General features: G+C 49.9%; 18 protein-coding genes. 16 read left to right on the forward strand and 2 right to left on the reverse strand.

Annotated elements, in window-relative coordinates:
* Positions 1 to 139: 139 nt before the first annotated feature.
* Positions 140 to 382 carry a hypothetical protein gene (locus IPI86_RS09810; protein ID WP_345297820.1) on the reverse strand — a complete coding sequence of 81 codons (243 nt, stop codon included), beginning with the start codon at positions 380 to 382 and terminating at the stop codon, positions 140 to 142.
* A 369-nt stretch (positions 383 to 751) separates the two neighbouring features.
* Positions 752 to 3,703, reverse strand: coding sequence for an alpha-amylase family glycosyl hydrolase (locus IPI86_RS09815; protein WP_345297821.1), 2,952 nt, complete (start codon positions 3,701 to 3,703; stop codon positions 752 to 754).
* Between the two features lie 56 nt (positions 3,704 to 3,759).
* On the opposite strand from IPI86_RS09815, the gene IPI86_RS09820 reads away from it, so the two are divergent.
* The 16 genes from IPI86_RS09820 to IPI86_RS09895 all read left to right on the forward strand — a co-directional run bounded on the left by IPI86_RS09820 (position 3,760) and on the right by IPI86_RS09895 (position 19,230).
* On the forward strand, positions 3,760 to 6,021 hold the full coding sequence (locus IPI86_RS09820) for an ATP-binding protein (RefSeq protein WP_345297822.1): 2,262 nt from the start codon (positions 3,760 to 3,762) through the stop codon (positions 6,019 to 6,021).
* A 148-nt stretch (positions 6,022 to 6,169) separates the two neighbouring features.
* Entirely contained in the window at positions 6,170 to 7,432 is a 1,263-nt protein-coding gene (locus IPI86_RS09825) for an aminopeptidase (RefSeq protein WP_345297823.1), read from the forward strand.
* A gap of 63 nt (positions 7,433 to 7,495) precedes the next feature.
* Positions 7,496 to 8,737 carry an aminopeptidase gene (locus tag IPI86_RS09830; protein ID WP_345297824.1) on the forward strand — a complete coding sequence of 414 codons (1,242 nt, stop codon included), beginning with the start codon at positions 7,496 to 7,498 and terminating at the stop codon, positions 8,735 to 8,737.
* A 51-nt stretch (positions 8,738 to 8,788) separates the two neighbouring features.
* On the forward strand, positions 8,789 to 10,033 hold the full coding sequence (locus IPI86_RS09835; RefSeq protein ID WP_345297825.1) for an aminopeptidase: 1,245 nt from the start codon (positions 8,789 to 8,791) through the stop codon (positions 10,031 to 10,033).
* 121 nt (positions 10,034 to 10,154) lie between these two features.
* Positions 10,155 to 10,757, forward strand: coding sequence for a hypothetical protein (locus IPI86_RS09840; RefSeq protein WP_345297826.1), 603 nt, complete (start codon positions 10,155 to 10,157; stop codon positions 10,755 to 10,757).
* Complete coding sequence (locus IPI86_RS09845) at positions 10,747 to 11,319, forward strand: pyridoxamine 5'-phosphate oxidase family protein (RefSeq protein ID WP_345297827.1); 573 nt, start codon at positions 10,747 to 10,749, stop codon at positions 11,317 to 11,319. The genes IPI86_RS09840 and IPI86_RS09845 overlap by 11 nt, the downstream gene beginning before the upstream one ends.
* A gap of 21 nt (positions 11,320 to 11,340) precedes the next feature.
* Positions 11,341 to 11,589: a DUF4342 domain-containing protein gene (locus IPI86_RS09850; RefSeq protein WP_345297828.1), complete on the forward strand. Its 249-nt coding sequence runs from the start codon at positions 11,341 to 11,343 to the stop codon at positions 11,587 to 11,589.
* A gap of 12 nt (positions 11,590 to 11,601) precedes the next feature.
* The gene (locus tag IPI86_RS09855) at positions 11,602 to 12,180 is read left to right on the forward strand and encodes a protein-S-isoprenylcysteine O-methyltransferase (protein ID WP_345297829.1); all 579 of its coding nucleotides are present in this window, start codon (positions 11,602 to 11,604) and stop codon (positions 12,178 to 12,180) included.
* Between the two features lie 2 nt (positions 12,181 to 12,182).
* On the forward strand, positions 12,183 to 12,629 hold the full coding sequence (locus tag IPI86_RS09860) for a DinB family protein (RefSeq protein ID WP_345297830.1): 447 nt from the start codon (positions 12,183 to 12,185) through the stop codon (positions 12,627 to 12,629).
* 190 nt (positions 12,630 to 12,819) lie between these two features.
* Positions 12,820 to 13,119 carry a metal-dependent transcriptional regulator gene (locus IPI86_RS09865; protein ID WP_345297831.1) on the forward strand — a complete coding sequence of 100 codons (300 nt, stop codon included), beginning with the start codon at positions 12,820 to 12,822 and terminating at the stop codon, positions 13,117 to 13,119.
* A complete protein-coding gene (locus tag IPI86_RS09870; protein ID WP_345297832.1) occupies positions 13,049 to 13,483 on the forward strand; it encodes a metal-dependent transcriptional regulator in 435 nt (144 codons plus the stop codon). Before IPI86_RS09865 ends, IPI86_RS09870 begins: the two co-directional genes overlap by 71 nt.
* Positions 13,484 to 13,533: 50 nt before the next feature.
* Positions 13,534 to 13,779: a FeoA family protein gene (locus IPI86_RS09875; protein WP_345297833.1), complete on the forward strand. Its 246-nt coding sequence runs from the start codon at positions 13,534 to 13,536 to the stop codon at positions 13,777 to 13,779.
* Positions 13,779 to 14,282: a FeoB small GTPase domain-containing protein gene (locus tag IPI86_RS09880; RefSeq protein WP_345297834.1), complete on the forward strand. Its 504-nt coding sequence runs from the start codon at positions 13,779 to 13,781 to the stop codon at positions 14,280 to 14,282. The genes IPI86_RS09875 and IPI86_RS09880 overlap by 1 nt, the downstream gene beginning before the upstream one ends.
* A gap of 9 nt (positions 14,283 to 14,291) precedes the next feature.
* Positions 14,292 to 15,980 (forward strand): ferrous iron transport protein B, encoded by a 1,689-nt coding sequence (gene feoB / locus IPI86_RS09885; protein ID WP_345297835.1) that lies wholly within the window; start codon positions 14,292 to 14,294, stop codon positions 15,978 to 15,980.
* Between the two features lie 4 nt (positions 15,981 to 15,984).
* Positions 15,985 to 16,221, forward strand: coding sequence for a FeoC-like transcriptional regulator (locus IPI86_RS09890; RefSeq protein ID WP_345297836.1), 237 nt, complete (start codon positions 15,985 to 15,987; stop codon positions 16,219 to 16,221).
* A gap of 282 nt (positions 16,222 to 16,503) precedes the next feature.
* Positions 16,504 to 19,230, forward strand: coding sequence for an FHA domain-containing protein (locus IPI86_RS09895; RefSeq protein WP_345297837.1), 2,727 nt, complete (start codon positions 16,504 to 16,506; stop codon positions 19,228 to 19,230).
* The last annotated feature ends 16 nt before the right edge of the window (positions 19,231 to 19,246 follow it).

A 19,246-nucleotide genomic window follows, 5' to 3' on the forward strand; every position in this document is an offset into this window, starting at 1 on the left:
TGTACACCAAAAAGTTTAGGATTTACTGAGAATTCCATGGGAGTGAGCAAATCAGCGAAGCAACAATTCAGCGGTCCAACAGGGTAATACAAAAAAACTGCCCTGCGCATTTGCGGAGGGCAGCCTCAGTATTCAGTTTTTAGGCTTCAACAGTCTCGACAATCATGCCTTTGAGCAGGATCTCCAGCGCCATTGAGTGACCGCAGCGCTTATGGGTAATGAAAAATTCGCAGTCGCAATTAAAAACACCTTTATTGTAACTAACATGGTGCTCACTATTATCGCCGTGGAAATTAAGGTCAAATTGATTAAAGAGGAAGCGGTGTCGGTCCTCTGCGTAACGTTTTGCCTTTTCTACTTTTCCAATCAGTCCAGAATCCATTGTATGTATCTCCTTTTTTGGGGATTATAAAAAAACACACGCGGGGATATCCGCGTGTGTTTAATCAACTTGCCTGAGTATTTCCGTGAAATAAGCGCATATGGGCGTTACCTCGATGTGATGAGTATAGTACTTTTCAAAATGCAAGTCAATAACAAATATCCGATTGTCATGGATTCGTATGGTATTTGTAGGGTTTGAGACTTTCACAATAAATTGACTACACGCAAACCAGTGCCCGATTCAGGCTTAGCCGATAATTGCTTCTACATTAATAATGAGTTCCCTCCTATACAAACTCTGATCGCCATCATGAAACCAAAAAAGGAGGTCTCATGAGAGTTTCATGAGACCTCCTTTCAGTTACTTCTACTTCTTTTTTGTCGCCGCAGAATTTGAGCTTTTTTTCCTGACAGGCTTCTTTGCCTTTGTAGAGACAGTTGGCTTTTGAGCTTCCACTTCCTTCTTGGACTTCTTTGCAATCGGCTTTGTCTTTTTCACAACCTTCGCCTTGGCAGGGACAGCCTTCTTGGTTTTTACCGCAGGCTTTGCATTAGGTTTCTTCGTTTTGGGCTCAGCCTTCTTGACGGCGGTCTTTTTTACAATTGCTTTCTTTTTGGCAGGAACCTTCTTCGCCTTGGCTAAACTCACTTCTTTCTTCTTTCTTCTTACTTTCTTGACTGACGCCTCCACAACTGGAGTCTCTTCTTTGGCAGCAAACATTTCCTTCCACTTATCCTGCATGGATGGGACGCCTGCGCCGTTCAGTTGATCGCAAATGGCCTGCCATTCGCTGTCGCCGACAAAGCGGAAATCCACGAAGGCGTGGCATTGATAGGCGCCGAGTTCGATGTACATACCTTTTTCCCAAATCTCCTTGCAGGAACGGATGTATTCGAGTTGGGAAGAATAATCTTTGAAAATAACGTGCCCCACGCGCGGCAGGCTGAGTCCTTCGGCAAGATTCTTGCGGACGGTTCTACCCGAGGATTTATCAATGTATGCGGCGGAGGTTTTGATCCAGCCGCTGGTGTTGGCGAAACGGTTGTGATAAACGATGAGTCCGCGTTCGTCGTTGTGGCGGTTGGAGTATGCGAATACATCTTCGTTCACATTGCCGCTTGAGGTGTAAAAGTCAAAGAGCAGAAACTTCTCCACGTCAGCGAACAGGTGTCGGCGGTGAAGAAGCGGGAAGATCCGCCATTCATGACCACGAATGAGGCCATCATCAGCAGTTTCATCCAGTTTGGCGCGGCGATATTCCATGCCATATTTTTCAGCAAAGCCTTCCACCTGTCCATGTCCGAACATGGGCAAACCAGGCAGCGTGGAGAGAACCGTGCAAATGCCGAAATATTTATCACCGCTGCCGAATTGCTCAACGGCGGTCTTTTCGTCAGGATTGTTCATGAAGTTGACATAGCGCTTGAGGATCTGCGGATCGAATTCAAGCGTGTTCTTGATGGCAAGGCGATACTTGGCATTGTCTTCATCACGCAGCATGTGCATGAACGCAGAGTTGTAAACGCGGTGCATACCAAGCGTGCGCACAAAATACCCCTCCATCAACCAGAAAGCCTCTGCAAGCAAAAGCGTGTCGGGAACTTCAGCAGCGACGCGATCTACAACCTCACGCCAAAACTCTTCTGGGACTTTATCCTCAAATTCAGATTTGGTCATGCCATATTGCGAGCGTGATGGAATCGCGCCACCCGCGCCAGGTTCGGGAAACCATAATCGTTGAACGTGCTTCTTGGCGAGAGTCATCGCCGCATCAAAGCGGATGACGGGAAAATTGCGCGCCACATGCAAAATGACCTGAATGACCGCTTCGCGCACAACGGGATTGGTGTAATCCAATTGTGCTGTGTCATTCCATGGGAAGGATGTGCCGTCGTTACCATGATAGATATAACGCAGATCGCCATTTTGCAGGTCGCGGCGCTGAAAGACAACAGAGGCATCGGTCTTGTCGTAGTAATGGTCTTCGAGATAAATGCCAACCCGCAGATCATCGGAAAGATTTTCCGAGCGGAATGAATAAGATGGATATGGGGAGTTCGGGGTGGACAAGAACCAATCAGGATGCTCTACTACCCAGGTTGAGTCGATGCCCATGTGATTGGGAACCATGTCAGCAGAGAGTCGAATGCCGCGCGCCCATGCACGGGAACGAAGATTGTTCAACGCGTTCCAGCCGCCAAGATCACTGGCGATGTCATAGGAGTGGAGCGAATATGCCGAAGCAACCGCATCTGCCTGCCCCATGCGTTGTTTGATAAGCTGTGAAGCGCGGCTGCGTTCCCACAGACCAATGAGCCACAAGCCGGTAAATCCACGTGAAGCGAGCAAGTCCAACTCTTCGTCGGGGATCTGGTCGAGGGTGACGATTTCACGCTGATATTTTTTGGAAAGCTGGCTGAGCCAAACATAGGAATTCTTTGCGAGTAAAACGAGACGCGGCATCCACTCTTTGTCCGGGCTGTAGCGTTCGTATTCAGCGTATTCGCTGCCGCCAAAGCTCGGCACATAAGTCTCAACTTTTTGAGAAGAATCGATCTGTTTGGTTTGCAGGCGGATGGTCTCTTCGCGGAGAAAATCCATGCCACGCAGTAATTTTGAGGAGAATGACTCGCCAAGCAAATGTCCCCACTTTTGAACGATAAATCGCAGCTGGCCTTCGAGCGAATCAGGAGAGGCTTTGATGGGTGCGGTCAGCAGTTCATTGAGGGTTTCGCCCAACGCAAATTCCCCATTCCCGAACCCCGGCTGGCGGGCAAAGAAATCAAGCAACAATTGCACCAGTTCTTTGTAAGCCGAACCGGCCATCACCGATTCGTCGATCAGGGCCTTATAGCGGGTCAGGGCCGGATTGTTATTGGAATTATTGATCAGCAACATTTCTTCGACAGCGGCGGCACGTACACCATGACCGAAATCGCCGAAGTTCGGAAGTTTCGTAGCGAGATATACGCCTGCGGTTGTCTGTCCGAGGAAGACGGACATGGGCGGAAATTCCTCGATGAATTTGCCGAGAGTCAGGTCATATTTTGAACCGAGGTTGGACTGCAACACCCCCATGGCGCGCCCCATGACGCCGGTGTATCTACTGAAATAATGTTTGAGGATGATGTGGTAGGCCTCATCCAGCAGGAAAAATGCATATAGGTCAGAACCAGGTACCGGGTCAGTACGAGGCGCTGACATTTGTGCGGCAAAGGCTCGGGCGGCGGCGAGATCCGCGAAGGTTACGTGTCCGTCCGGGCGAAAGAAATCCACAGAAAAATTGTATTTAAGACGGGATGCGCGGGAGATTAGCATAACAACAATGATAACCGATTAACGAATTTTTTCGGGTAAAATCCCTCCCTGCAAGCATGAATACATCACCCACATTATTCGTTTTATTGCTCCTTTTGGGAGCCTTATATCTTCCCATTATTTTCTTTGCCATGCAGCGGCGAGACGATGGTCATGGCGCATCCATATGGCTGGCGGCCTCCTTTGCCTTGATCGCAATGGTCTTGAATGTAGCCGAAGCGATCGAAGCCTCAAAAGGCAGCGCACTGCCATTTCAGGAAATCCAGATCTATGTAGCATTCACGCTCATAACAATACTGATGCTGGCCTTCCAAACATTCATGAAGCATGAAAATTGGTGGATCTGGGTCGGTGTGTGGATCCTCTGGATGCTTGGGCTTGCGCTGATATTGACCAACGCGCTCAAACTTCCCGATGTGCTTTGGTCCAATGGCACACTGACATTACAGCGTGAACGGCTCGGGCCAGCGTGGGCGATCTTGGGCTGGCTCATTATTTCGATCTCGCTGGTGCTTGCCATTTCAAACGAAAACAAACAAGCGCGCCAGCAGTTGTTCCGTAATCGCTTGAACTATTGGTGGCCGACCGTTTTTCTGTTGTTCATCAACGATGTATTGCTTTTCTCCAACACATTCATCGCAGGCCAGCCTTTGCGTTTGATGGCCGCGGTTTTGATGGCCTATGTCATCGGCACGCACAACGTCCCCGACTTGAAACAAATCTTTCGACGCCTCCTCGCTTACGCCTTGATCTCAATCGTCATCGTCGGTGTTTATGCGGCGGGGTATTTACTACTGCAGGCCGTTTTCGGGACATCGAAAAACTTCAATCCACTGCTCGCAGGTGCTTTTATCGCATTGCTGCTTACTTTGATGTTCGCTCCGATGCTCAATCTGGTTTCGCGCGCGGTCAATAATTGGGTAAAGGGCGATCAATATAACCCCAGTCACACCATCCATAAATACAGTGAAAGCATCAGCAACATCTTGGACATGGACCGCCTTGCGAGCATCGCAGTCGGCATCATTCTTGAAGCCATGCAGATCGAGCGCGGATTTCTATTCCTGGTGGATTCAGACCGCGAAGCAGACGGACATAAAACCTACAGGCTTCGCTCGGCGCGCAGTCCCGAAGAACGACAAATGATCGCCGTGGAATTGGATGAGAACGGGATCATTGCTTCGTATTTCATTCGGGAACAAAAACCGCTTCTTCAATATGACCTTGACCTGCTCCCGGTATTTCGGTCTGCTTCGCCCTTTGAGCGGGATTGGTTCAACCAGCTTCACACCGAAGTGTACATTCCCATCTTTGCAAAAAAACAATGGATCGGCCTGCTCGCATTTGGTCCAAAACTCAGCCGCAACCGCTACACCAATGAAGACCTCGTCACCCTGGGTTCACACGCGAATCAAACTGCTGTCGCGTTGGAAAACGCAAGGCTGGTGGACAACCTCATGCGTCTGAACAACGAACTGCGTCAGGCTCGGCGCGCACTGGAAAAGAACAATCGCGACCTCGAACGTATCGATCAGGCAAAATCCGACTTCATCAGCATTGCTTCGCATGAATTACGTACACCATTGACCGTAATCAAAGGCTACACAGAAATGCTGTTGGAAGATACCAACCTCGACCCGAACTTCAAGCAGATCATGAACAGCATCCACGATGGCACCATCCGTCTGCACGAAGTCATGGACTCGATGTTCGACATCGCCCAGATCGATGCGCGCTCCCTCAAGCCGCACATCCAACCCGTTGAGCTTGGGCATTTGATCCAGGAAATCTGTATTGAGCAGGCCTCTTCGATCAAGGAGCGAAAACAATCGCTCACCATTGACCTGCCCAACCTCCCGCATGTCAAATCTGACCCCAATTTGCTGCGAAAGTTATTCCATCACCTGATCCGCAACGCGGTCAAATTCACGCCCAATAATGGAAAGATCACCGTCACCGGGCACAGCATCCCCGCGATCATTGACCTGCCCAACGGCGGTCTCGAGATCGTCATCGCCGACACAGGCGTCGGTGTAGACCCGAATTTCCGCGAGATCATCTTCACAAAATTCTATCAACCCGGTGAACTGGGCAAGCACTCTACCAGCAAGACCCGCTTCAAAGGCAGCGGTGCAGGCCTGGGGTTGGCGCTTGCAAAAGGAATTGTCGAAGCGCACGGCGGGCGAATTTACGTGGAAAGCCCGGGCTATGACGAAATCAACTTTCCCGGCAGTCAATTCCATGTCATTCTGCCATTGAGCAAGCTCGAAGACGGGGAAGAACAAAAGACAAGTTCACCAGTAAAATTCCAGGTGTAACCGACAAAAATGGCCGCGACGAAGCTCGCCCGGCCATTTTTTATCTACCCCACCGATCGCAACTTAAATATGAAACAGAAAGTAATTCCAAGGGCGAAAAATAGTTGTCCGTGCTATACTTGGAAAAAATCCTCTACCTCGAGATCCCATGTCTGGAAAAACACATCAAGAATTACTGCAGAAGTATGCTGAAGCGATCGTAAAAGTAGGCCTGAACATACGCGCAGGTCAACGCCTGATCATCACTCTTGCCGCCACACGCGGCGTCCCATATCAATTTGCTCCGCTGGTTCGTGAAGTTGCCAAGGCCGCATACGCGGTCGGTGCAAAGTATGTGGAAGTGCTTTGGAGTGATGAAGAAATGATGCGCCTGCGTGTTCAAAATGCGCCGCGCGATTCCTTCGATGAATATCCAACCTGGCAGGTGGACGCGGTCATGAAAATGATCGAAAATGGAGATGCCCTGCTTTCCATCAACGGCTCGAACCCAGACCTGCTCGGCGGTCTTGACCCTGAAATCGTCGGGGCCATGCAAAAGACCCATTTAAATCACTACAGCAGGGTCGGTGAAAGAGTCACCACGAATGCCGTCAACTGGTGTGTGGTGGCCGCAGCTGGTGAAGAATGGGCAAAGAAAATTTTCCCGGATCTTGAACCAGAAAAAGCCCAGCAAAAATTATGGGATGCGATTTTCGAAACCACACGCATCGACCAACCCGATCCCATTGCCGCCTGGGAAGCTCATATCGTCAATCTTCGCAAACGCGGAAAATATATGCAGGCAAAACAATACACCGGCTTGCATTACTCCGCGCCCGGCACAGATTTCACTCTTGGTCTTCCAAATGGACATCAATGGATCAGCGCACAATCCATGGCACAAAATGGCGTGATCTTCACAGCCAACATGCCCACTGAGGAAGTGTTTACCCTTCCCGATAGAAACCGCGCCGATGGCATTGTGACATCCACCTTCCCGCTAAGCTACGGCGGCACATTGATCGAAGATTTTCAAGTGACCTTTGAAAACGGACGCATCGTCAAGGTCAATGCAAAGAAAGGCGAAGCCGCCCTGCAAAGACTGGTGGATACAGATGAAGGATCGCATCGACTCGGCGAAGTGGCACTCGTTCCTGCCAGTTCCCCCATCGCAAAACGCGGACACCTTTTCTACAACACACTCTACGACGAAAATGCATCCTGTCACATTGCGATCGGAAGAGCCTACCGCTTCACACTTACGGGTGGAGCGGAGTTGAATGACGAGGAATTTGTCAGCGCCGGTGGAAACGTCAGCCTCAACCATGTCGACTTCATGATCGGTTCCCCGAAAATGGACATCGACGGAATCAAAAAGGACGGGTCGCGCGAACCTGTCATGCGTCAGGGCGAATGGGCGTTCGAAGCATAAATCAAAACTCCTGCCGAATTTCATTCGGCGGGAGTTTTTTATCTCAATAATTAAAGGTGAATCATGAACAAACAGGAATTCGACCGACTCCTCGAAAAATACGCCGATGTCGTCGTCAAGGTCGGCCTGAATCTGCGAAGTGACCAGAGCCTGTCCATTCGGGGAATTATCGAAGACGCGCCATTCATCCGAAAGGTCGCCGAAAGTGCATACAAAGCCGGCGCAAGATACGTGGATGTTCTTTGGGACGATGAAAACATCAAACGCATCCGCTTGCAATATGCCGACCCTGAAACGCTGACCAGCCTGCCCGAATGGCTGCTCCACCGCTACGAAGAATATTACAAGCGCGGTGATGCCGAACTCGCCTTTCACTCACTTAACCCAGATCTGTACAACGGCATCGACTCAGACCGCATCGCCATCACCAGAAAAACATTGTCGCAAAAAATCGGCGAGCCTCTTCGCAAATACAGCAACCACTCCAACTGGTGCGTCGTGTCCACGGCAACCCCTGCTTGGGCCAAAAAGGTATTTCCCGATCTTCCCGTAGAGGAAGCTCAAGAAAAGTTATGGGAAGCGATCTTTAGCGCCTGCCGCATTAACACCCCAGATCCGGTACAAGCGTGGAAAGAACACATCCAAAAGCTGGACAAATACAAGGATTACCTTAATCACAAAAAATATACCAGCCTGCGCTATAAAGCACCCGGCACCGACCTGACCATCGGCCTGCCAGAGGATCACGTTTGGGGAGGTGCGCAGGAATCCTTCACCAATGGGATTACCGGCACGGTGAATCTTCCCACCGAGGAAGTCTTCACCCTGCCGCACAAAGACAGGGTCGATGGCATTGTCACCGCCACCCTTCCATTGAATAATCAAGGCGTCTTGATGGAGGAATTCAGCATCCGTTTCGAAAACGGACGCGCGGTTAATTCCTCCGCGAAAAAAGGCGAAACCGATCTCCGCAAACTCATCGAAACGGATGAAAACGCAGGCCGCCTCGGCGAAGTGGCTCTCGTCCCCAATAGTTCACCCATCAGCCAGAGCGGAATCCTTTTCTACAATACCCTCTTCGATGAAAATGCGTCGTCCCACCTTGCGTTGGGCAACGCCTACAAAACATCGATGCAAGGCGGAGCAGATATGACCGATGATGAATTCACATCGCGCGGCGGAAACAAGAGTCTGATCCACGTGGACTTCATGATCGGGTCTGCGGAGATGGATATCGACGGAATCAAACAGGACGGTTCGCGCGAACCTGTCATGCGAAAAGGCGAATGGGCATTCAACGTATAAGTGAAGCCATACTGAACAGCAACCCCTAACTCAATCCACATTGGAGGATTTATGAATAACGCTGAATTTCAGAAGTCTCTTGAAAAATATGCCGACGTGATCGTTAAGATCGGCGTCAACCTGCGCGCAGGCCAGCGCCTGTTCATTGCCGCGGGCATCACAGATTATCCGCTGGTACGCGCCATAACGAAAAGCGCTTACACAAACGGAGCAAAACTCGTCCACGTATTTTATGGCGACGACGAGGTGCATCACACCCGCATGAAGATGAGTTCCCGCGAGAATCTCACTGACGTGCCTTCGTGGATCGTCCCAGCCTACACAAGTATTATCAAGGATGGAGATGCCTACATCGGTATCACCTCTGAAAACCCAGACCTGCTTGCAGATGTGGACCCCGAAGCCATCGCCATCTATCGCAAGACAATGGGCACAAAAATGCGCAAGCCGATGCAAGCCATCATGCGCGATGCCATCAACTGGTGCGTGATCTCCTACCCCGCAGCAGATTGGGCGAAGAAAGTCTTCCCAAAAATGTCCACTGAAAAGGCACAGGAAAAATTATGGGAAGCCATTTTCCAAACCTGTCGCGTGGATCAACGCGATCCTGTCGCCGCCTGGGAAAAACATATAAAGGAATTAACTGCCAGAAGCACTTACCTAAACAAGAAGCGCTACACAGCCCTGCATTACAAAGCTCCCGGTACCGACCTCACCGTTGGCCTGCCCAGCCAGCATCTATGGATCGCCGCTCAAAGTAAAGCCGAAAATGGGATTAGTTTCACAGCCAACCTGCCCACCGAAGAAGTGTTCACCATGCCCCACAAAGGCAAGGTTGACGGCGTAGTCAGTGCATCTCGTCCGCTGGTTGTTTCGGGTAAGACAGTGGAAGACTTCGCGCTTACATTCGAAAAAGGCAAGGTTGTGAAGGTCACCGCCAAAAAGAATGGGGAGACTCTGCAGAAGTTGATCGAAACCGACGAAGGCGGATCACACCTCGGGGAAGTTGCTCTGGTCCCGAATAGCTCACCCATCAGCCGACGCGGACATCTCTTCTACAACACCCTCTTCGATGAAAATGCCGCCAGCCACATCGCACTCGGGGCCGCCTATCGTTTTACGATGAAAGGCGGAGGTAAACTGACTGAAGCCGAATTCCAAAAGCGCGGCGGCAATCACAGCATCATCCACACCGATTTCATGATCGGCTCAAAAGACATGGACATTGACGGCATTCTTGCAAATGGAAAACGCGAACCCATTATGCGAAAAGGCGAATGGGCGTTCAAGATCTAGAGAAAAATATTTATGCAAATCAAGCCCGATGGCCGCAACCATCGGGCTTTTTTATCGGCGTTATAATAAAGACATGCCAGCCAAATCTTCTCAAAAAGCATCCCCGCTATCAAAAGATTCAATGGACATTCTGATCGCAGAATACAACTACATTGCAGAAACAGCGGCACAGTCCAATGAAGACCGCGCCCGGGTTTCATCCTTTTATCTCGTGGCAGTCGGTTCTCTTGTGGCGGCGTTGCTTAGCACACAATTCGTCAGCAATATTCTCGATAAAGGTTTGATCAACATCCTTTTCAGTATTCTATTTCTATTGCTCACCCTGCTGGGCACGACTACCATCCTGCAATTGACCCGCCTAAGAGTGGCCTGGTTTGAATCTCTGATCGCCATGGATAGGATCAAGGAATTCATGATCGCCAGAGATAAATCACTGGCGCAGGCCTTCAAATGGCGTATTCAAAGCGCGCCCGATCTTTACAAGCCAAACAGCGTTTCATATTTACAGACTGTGGAAGTGGCCATCTTGAGCGCATTGACCTTTGGAACGGGTGTCTTTTTCTTTCAGAAGGGAATTCAATATAACTGCGCTCTGTGCAACTGGGCCTACTCCGTTTCGCTGGGGCTGCTCGCCTTCTTCCTGCAGCTATGGGTATACAAAAGGCAATTAAAGCTCGAAAAAATACGCCTGCAAAAGGAATTGGACAAACACCATGACTCGTAACTATCTCGGCCAGCCGCCCACCGCATTTCAAAGAAGGCCGCATTTGACGCGCGATGATGAATGGATCGGCGCCCTCCTTAAAGTAGCGCAGGTTGGACATATTGCGTCGTCTTACGACAACCAGCCTTTCATCAACCCGACCACGTTCTGGTTCGATGAAGAAAACCATCAGATCGTCTTCCACTCGAATATTGCGGGGCGAGTGCGCTCGAATATTGAAGCCAACCCAAAGGTATGTTTGGAAGTAAGCGAGTTGGGAAAACTGCTACCGTCGAATGTTGCGCTTGAGTTCTCGCTCCAATATCGCAGCGCAGTTGTCTTTGGCGAGGCGCGCCTTATCAGCGACCCGAGCGAGGCAAAGCAACTGTTATACGGCCTCATCAGCAAATATTTTCCAAAGATGACCGCGGGAAAGGAATACCGCGAGATCACCGATAAGGAATTACGAGCTACATCCATCTACGCGATCGAGATCGAATCGTGGAGCGGGAAAGAAAACTGGGAAGCGCGCGCCGACCAATCAGATGAATGGCCTGCGCTGGACGAGAAATGGTTTGAATGATCTTTTACAAAGGAGAGCAAAATGCCTGATAGTTTTCGCACTGAAGAATTCAAAGTAGAAGGCGAGAAATTGATCGCCAAGATAAAAGAGTTGATTCACGAAGGAAATATCCGCAAGATCATCATCAAGGACAAGGAGGGAAAGACCGTGATGGAGATTCCCATGACCTTTGGGATCGTCGGGGTATTACTGGCCCCGCAACTGGCCGCCATCGGAGCGGTTGCAGCACTCCTGACCGAGGCCACGATCGTGGTGGAAAAGAACGAATAACCGAGGTTGGAAATGACCATTTTCAAAGCCATCTTTTGGATCGCCATCATCGCTGAAATGGTGATCCGCGCCCCGATCAGCAAAAAACAACGCAAAGAGGCGAAGTCAGAACAAAGGGTTTCCACACAGGAAAAGACCTTGCTTGGCGTTCTGTTTCTCGGAATGTTCTTCGTCCCATTGATCTATTCGACAACCAGTTGGCTCGATTTTGCAAATTACTCCCTGCCCGCCTGGGCAGGCTGGCTGGGTACGGCCTTAATGGTCTGCGCGCTTGTCATCTTCTGGCGCGCTCACGCAGATTTAGGGTTGAATTGGTCGCCGTCGCTGGAGATCCGCAAGGAGCATACGCTCATCAAAAATGGGATCTTCGGTTATATCCGCCACCCGATGTATGCCTCGCAGTGGGTTTGGGTCATTGCCCAGCCGTTGCTTCTGCAAAACTGGATTGCCGGGTTTCTCAATCTGCTGATTTTCATTCCATTCTATATTCTGCGGGTCCGCGCTGAAGAGCAGATGATGCTGGATACCTTTGGCGATGAATACCGCAAATACATAGCCGAAACTGGGGCAATCCTTCCGAAGGGCAAATGACCATGAACAGGGATTTTCAAACTGCAAACAACGCATCGCGCGAAAAAATGCGCAAACTCATCGAAGGCATGAGTGACGAAGAACTTGCTCTGCCTGCCGTTGCTGGCTGGACAGTCGCAGCAACGTTTGCACATGTGGCGTTCTGGGATTTTCGAATCCTGTATCTGTTGAATCATTGGCAGGAAAACGAGATCGCCCCTTCACCTTATGATGTGGATGCGATCAACGAAGCGCAAAAACCGATATGTCTGGCGCTTCCTCCCCGCGTTGCGGCAGAACTCGCCCTGCAGGCTGCGCTGGAAATTGACAGTGAAATCGAAGCAGCCTCAGACGAATTGGTGAAAAAGATACAGGATGCCAATGTCCAGTTCAAGTTCGAGCGCAATGGGCATCGCGAATATCACATCAAGGAAATTGAGCAGGTATTGGCAAATCACAGGGCAAAGTAAACGCCCACTGACTTGAGGTTTTTGCAGATTCTCCCTCCGGGGAGAATCTGTTCGTTTAACGGGAGCAGGTTTCAGGGCGGTTTGAAACGATGGACTTCCTTCATAAAAGATAATGACATCCGTCCATGTCCAAAAACAGGGGTCTCTGAAATAATAAGGTCAGCCATAACATTTTTGAGAGGCCAGCCTTATGACCATCCAGTATTTAAGCGAAAGCACGGAGATGTATTTGAAAGCGATGCTTGAATTAAGCGACCGTGACAAGGTGGCTGTGGGTCGTTTGGCTGAGCGGTTGAGTGTAACGCCTGTCTCGGCAAATGAAATGGTGCGCAGGCTGAGCGAGCAGGGCTTGATGGCACACACACCCTACAAAGGTGTGGCATTGACCACGAAAGGGACGCAAGGCGGCCTGCAATGTGGTGCGGCGGCAGCGTTTGTGGGAATGTTTTTTATACGAGCATTTGAAGATCGAATGGACAAAAATTTATGAACTCGCCTGTTCTCTTGAACATGCCACCGCCCCCGAAGTGACCGAGGCGTTGGCTGTTTTTTTGGGAAATCCCAAAACATGCCCGCGCGGTAATCCGATCCCTGCAACGGATGGTTCGTTCACACCACTGGAAGGCGTGCCGCTCAGCACAATACAAACAGGCAAAACCGTCGATGTGCTGGCAGTGAACGCCACCGCAACCGATGTGCTGAAATATTTATACGAGCGCGATATTCTCCCGGGGCGCAAGTTGAAACTTGTGGAAGCCGCTCCACTTCAAGGTCCGCTCACTTTGCAAGTGAATGGAAAAGAAGTGGCCCTGGGGCTGGCAATGGCGGAATTCATTGTCGTGAAAGTAAGTTAGCAAAAAGTCCTTTTCAGAACAATCAATAAAATAAACAAGGAAACAAAGCAATGCCCGATTCGATCCAACTGCATTTACTACAACCCGGCCAAAGGGCAACCATTCTACGCATCAACGGGGCAGGCTCTTTGCGCCGCCGTTTCATTGAAATGGGAATCGTCAAAGGGGAAACGATCCTGATCGAACGCAACGCACCGCTGGGCGACCCGGTGGAGTACTTCATCAAAGGCTATCATCTGGCGCTTCGCAGGGAGGAAGCCGCACAAATCGAAGTCAGCTTGAATGGAGACAGCTAATGGCAGACCTCACCATTGCACTGGCTGGGAATCCCAACGCAGGCAAGACCACCATCTTCAACCTGCTGACGGGATTACATCAACACACGGGGAATTGGCCTGGAAAAACCGTTGAAAAAAAAGAGGGCGAGATCGAACACGGCGATATGACCATCAATATTGTTGACCTGCCTGGCACATACAGCCTCACCGCCTATTCCCCTGAAGAGATCATCGCCCGCGATTTCATTATTCAGGAAAAACCCGACGTGGTCATCAACGTGATCGATGCCACCAATCTTGAACGCAATCTGTATCTCACTGTGCAATTGCTCGAACTCGATGTGCCCGTGGTGCTGGCGCTGAATATGACCGACGCTCTGAACAAAGGCGGTTCAAAGATCAACGTCGAAAATCTCTCACAATTTCTGGGCAACATTCCGATCATATTCACGGCAGCAAACAAAGGCAGGGGAATTTCCGATCTCATCGGCAAAGCCATTCAGGCTGCGCACAAAAATTAAAGAGGCATCATGTCCAACCTATCATCGCAGCATCTCTTTCAACTTGATTATGGCGAAAAGATCGAACACGAGATCGAAAACGTGCTCGCAGCTTTCGAGAAAATGAAATTCGATACAGGCCAATACTCCAAACGCTGGCTGGCCATCAAGTTGCTGGAAAAAGATGAAGATATTCTCGAACGGATCCAAACCATAAAGGGCGGCACTGAAGTCATTGCATTCGCAGCGGATCGGGCACAGCAAATCGAATCCATGCTTGGCGATGACATGGATCTGCTCACCGCCGACCGCCGCTACGGTTTCATCAACGGAATCGTCCGCAAATCGCTGCAACGTCCGCTCATCGACCGCATCACCCTCACCGACCGCATCGACGATATCGTCACACACAAATGGCTCGGCCTGCCTTTCTTCTTCACCATCATGTATGTGATGTTTCGATTGGTGATCGACGTATCGTCCCCGTTTTTGGATTGGACCGACGCTGTTATCAATGGTCCGATCGCCCATCTCTTCTCGTTCCTGCTGGACCTTTTGCAGGCTCCCGCGTGGATGCATTCGCTTGTCATTGACGGGATCGTGGCAGGCGTGGGCGGCGTGCTGGTCTTTGTCCCCGGGTTGTTGATCCTGTATTTTTTTCTCGCACTGCTGGAAGACTCGGGCTACATGTCGCGTGCCGCTTTTGTGATGGACCGTTTCATGCGCGTCGTGGGCCTGCATGGCAAATCCTTCATCCCAATGATCCTGGGCTTCGGATGCGCCGTCCCTGCGGTATATGCCACTCGGACCATTGCCAGCCGTCGGGATAGGATTTTGACCGCGCTCCTCGTCCCATTGATGTCGTGCTCGGCACGCCTCCCTGTCTACGTTGTATTTGGTCTGGCGTTCTTCGGCAGCCACGCAGGGACAGTGATCTGGGCCATGTATGCGCTGGGCATTCTTGTTGCGATGTTGGCGGGAATGGTCTTTACGAAAACCCTGCTCAAGCCCGATTCTACATCCGCGTTTGTGCTTGAACTGCCTCCCTACCGCCAACCCGCACTCAAGAGCGTTCTCATTCATATGTGGGAAAACACACGCGAGTTCATCCGCAAGGCGGGCACGGTTATCTTTGCCGCTTCGGTCATCATGTGGCTGTTGTTGAATCTGCCGTGGGGCGTGACCAATCAACGCGATTCGTATTTTGGAAAGGTCAGCGGTGTGATCTCCCCCATCTTTGCGCCGCTCGGTTTTGGAAATTGGCAAACCAGCGGCGCACTGGTGACAGGTTTCATTGCAAAAGAGATCGTCGTTAGCACGATGAGTTTGATCTACACAGGCAACGAATCAGCGACACCCACGGAACCCACTACATTCAGCGAAGACATGATCGAAATTGGCTATGGTTTTGTAGATGCATCCATCAACTCGGGAAAAATCTTGGTCAGCATTCTCCCCGGCGTAAACCTGATTCCCGAAAACGAACAAGCAGAAGACACCGCCTTGAGCGTAGCTTTACAAGGAGAGTTCACCCCCTTGAGCGCAACTGCATTGCTGGTATTCGTACTGCTCTACGTCCCGTGCGTAGCAACCTTGGGCGCGATCAAACATGAATTTGGAAACTCATGGGCAGTCACATCTGCAGTGTATCAAACAGCCATTGCCTGGGTCGCCGCCTTCCTTGTTTATCAAGGCGGGAAACTGCTGGGGTTTGGATAAGGCCGTGCTCAATCAACTTCTGAAACTACTTGAAAACAAGGAAAACGGTTTGAGTCTCTCGGAAATCAGCCGCAGCTTGCAAGCACAACCATCCGCTGTGATTGCAATGCTTAACCTGCTCGTGCAAAAGGGAAAACTACTGGAAATCGGCCCCGACGGCGGGCATTGCGCCACCTGTGGAGTCGTATCCGACTGCAATTTACTTGCAGCAAGAGGGAAGAGATACCTTATTAATAGCTGATCAATGCCCCATCACAAATGGAATGTCAATTCTTTTTCAAGATTGCAATTCTGTTGGTTTTATTTAGGAGCGATATCACATCGATTACTCGTTGGTATAATTCAATGAATTCAATATTTGGGAGAACGCAAAGAATACAGTCATCTCAAATCTGTCTGCGGGGAACACAATGATGAAATATGTGGGAAGGGGGGCAGACAAATTAACTTGTGTGTATTCCATACAAGTTTTCCCGAACACACAACTCCAAATAGGACAATCCAGGTGAACTAGGAGGAAAATATGGCGGCAGGCAGTTCGACAAAAGGTGTCATGACGATTCACGTTCCCAGCCAACCCGCGCGGCAGGTTGAGTTAACTCGCACGTCCTACAATATCGGACGACAAGAGGATAACGACATTGTTATTGCCACCGAAGTTGTATCGCGCCAGCATGCGTTATTGGAATTTAATGGCCTGGATTGGATCATTACAGATCTACAAAGCAAAAACGGTACCTACATAAACGGCTCAAAGGTGGATAAATTTACCCTGAGCGATGGCATTTCTTTGCAAATGGGCAGGAATCCAAAAACCGCGATCACAATCACCTTTCAACTGGCTCCCCAGTCAGCGATATCAGCTTCCCCGTCAGCGATGGATACTGCCATAGAACCGCGCGAACCCACCACAGGTCTGGTAAAGATGCGCTCCCTGCCGTCTTCCAACAAAAATCATCAGATCATTGGCCGCGATCCTGAAGCAGATATCAATTTGCCATCCCCCTCTGTTTCGCGCAGACATGCCGCATTGCAAGCATCCCAGCCTGAATGGCAGCTTGTTGACCTCAACAGTAAAAATGGAACATTCCTAAACGGGAAAAGAATCACCAACCCGCAAAAATTACGAGCAGGCGACATTATCCAAATTGCATCCTATCGGTTGATCTACGAGGGACAGGGAAAGGTTACGCCATTTGCCGCGGAAGGCTTGCGGCTGGACGGCCTCCACTTAACCTGGGATGCTCCCTCCGCCATCACGTGGGACGATATCAAAAATCTGAACCTAAATGTCTTGTTCAACGGTAAAAAGAAACGCATTCTGGAGGATGTCAACATATCCTGCTATCCGCGGGAATTTATCGCTCTGGTTGGAGGAAGCGGTGCGGGAAAATCCACAGTCATGAAGGCATTGAGTGGGATTTTACGGGAACACACAGGTAAAGTGAAAGTAGAGGGAGATGATCTCTACGAAAATTACGATGCCTACCGCGCCATGATCGGTTACGTTCCACAAGATGATATTCTCCACATGGACCTGACAGTGGTACAGGCTTTGCGCTATTCCGCCCAGATGAGGCTGCCAACCGATATTTCGTCAGCAGAGATAGAAAAGCGTATCGACAATGTCTTGAAACAAGTTGAATTGCAAGGACAGAAAACTACACAAATCAAAAAGCTTAGCGGCGGACAACGCAAACGCGCCAGTATTGCCGTTGAATTACTTGCAGATCCGCCCCTCTTCTTCCTGGATGAGCCCACTTCCGGGCTCGACCCCGGGTTGGAACAAAAAATGATGAAGATGCTGCGAGGGCTGGCTGACAGTGGCAAGACGATCATTCTGGTCACTCACGCCACAGCCAACATCACGGAATGCCATCAGGTCGCATTCCTGTCACAAGGCAGGCTGGTCTATTATGGTCCGCCGCATCTGGCTGGAGATTTTTTTGAGGTGGGCAACGATAACTTTGCCGGTATTTATAGGGAAATCAGCGACTCTGAACCCGCGATCGCTGTGGAAAAGGCCATCCTATGGGAGAGGCGTTTCCGCATGTCTTCATTTTATAAAAAGTATGTCACAGATCGTATTCAAACGGGTGCAAGCATTAATAACACAAATACCCAGCAGCGAAATTCAAAAAAGTGGTTTACGCCGATCGAATCGATCTATCAATTTGCGATCCTCTTTGCAAGATATACAAATCTTGTGTTTCGGGATAGAACTCTGCGCACCATTCTTTTATTCCTTATGCCAGTTCTTGCTCTGCTTATCCTTGGAATTGCCGAACCAAACTGGTTAACTGGAGACTCGGCGGAGGTCATCAATCAGCAACTTAATTCAGACATCGCCGCTGGGGAACAAAGCGCCAGTTATCTTGTTGTAGGCAGCAGCCAAAAGCTTCTCTTCATTATGGCATTGACGGCAGTGATGCTTGGGCTTTTTTCGTCAGCGTATGAGCTTGTAAAGGAAAGAAATATTTTTGGACGGGAAAAAATGGTCTTTTTGCGGCTTGTACCGTATCTGGCTTCGAAAATTGCTTTGCTATCGGCATTTGCAGCCCTCCAATGCGCCTTGTTTCTGGCGGTCATAGGATGGAATGTAAAGTTTCCATCTTTTGGGGTATTCCTTCCCATCTCGCTGGAAATGTATATCACATTGCTACTTGGGGTCATCACAGCCATTTGTCTGGGTTTGCTGATCTCAGCAATTGCTTCAAACGAAAATACTGTCACCTATATCATTATGGGATTGCTGTTCATACAAATCACATTTGCCGGTGTGATCTTTGACTTGCCCGGTGCCGCAAAAAGCCTTTCGAGCATTACGCTCACGCGCTGGACCATGGAAGGTTTGGGAACTACGGCAAATCTTGCACACCTAGATACCCTTTCACAAACTCGCATCCAGCCTGATCCAGTGACACAGGAAGTATCTGTTGAAGTTGACAAACCAGCTCCCGGGTGGGAACCCGTGACCGTATCCACAGAGATGAAACAAGTGGATGGATGCGTAAATCCCATCCCCATGCTCTCCGTAATTGAAAATGAATTGGTTGAGGTCAAGGAAACCGTAACCGAATCTGTGACCGTGGAACCAGACCCAGTGGATATTATCACCCCATATGGATTCACGATCAACTATGACCGCACCACCTCTCATCTCTTCAGCACATGGGCGATGCTGGGTATATTATCACTCGTCTTTTTTAGCGGCACTGTCGCCGCACTAAAGATAAAAAATCCCACATAATAAAGAAAACGGCTTG

The organism is Candidatus Villigracilis affinis (assembly GCF_016705895.1).
GTDB lineage: Bacteria > Chloroflexota > Anaerolineae > Anaerolineales > Villigracilaceae > Villigracilis > Villigracilis affinis.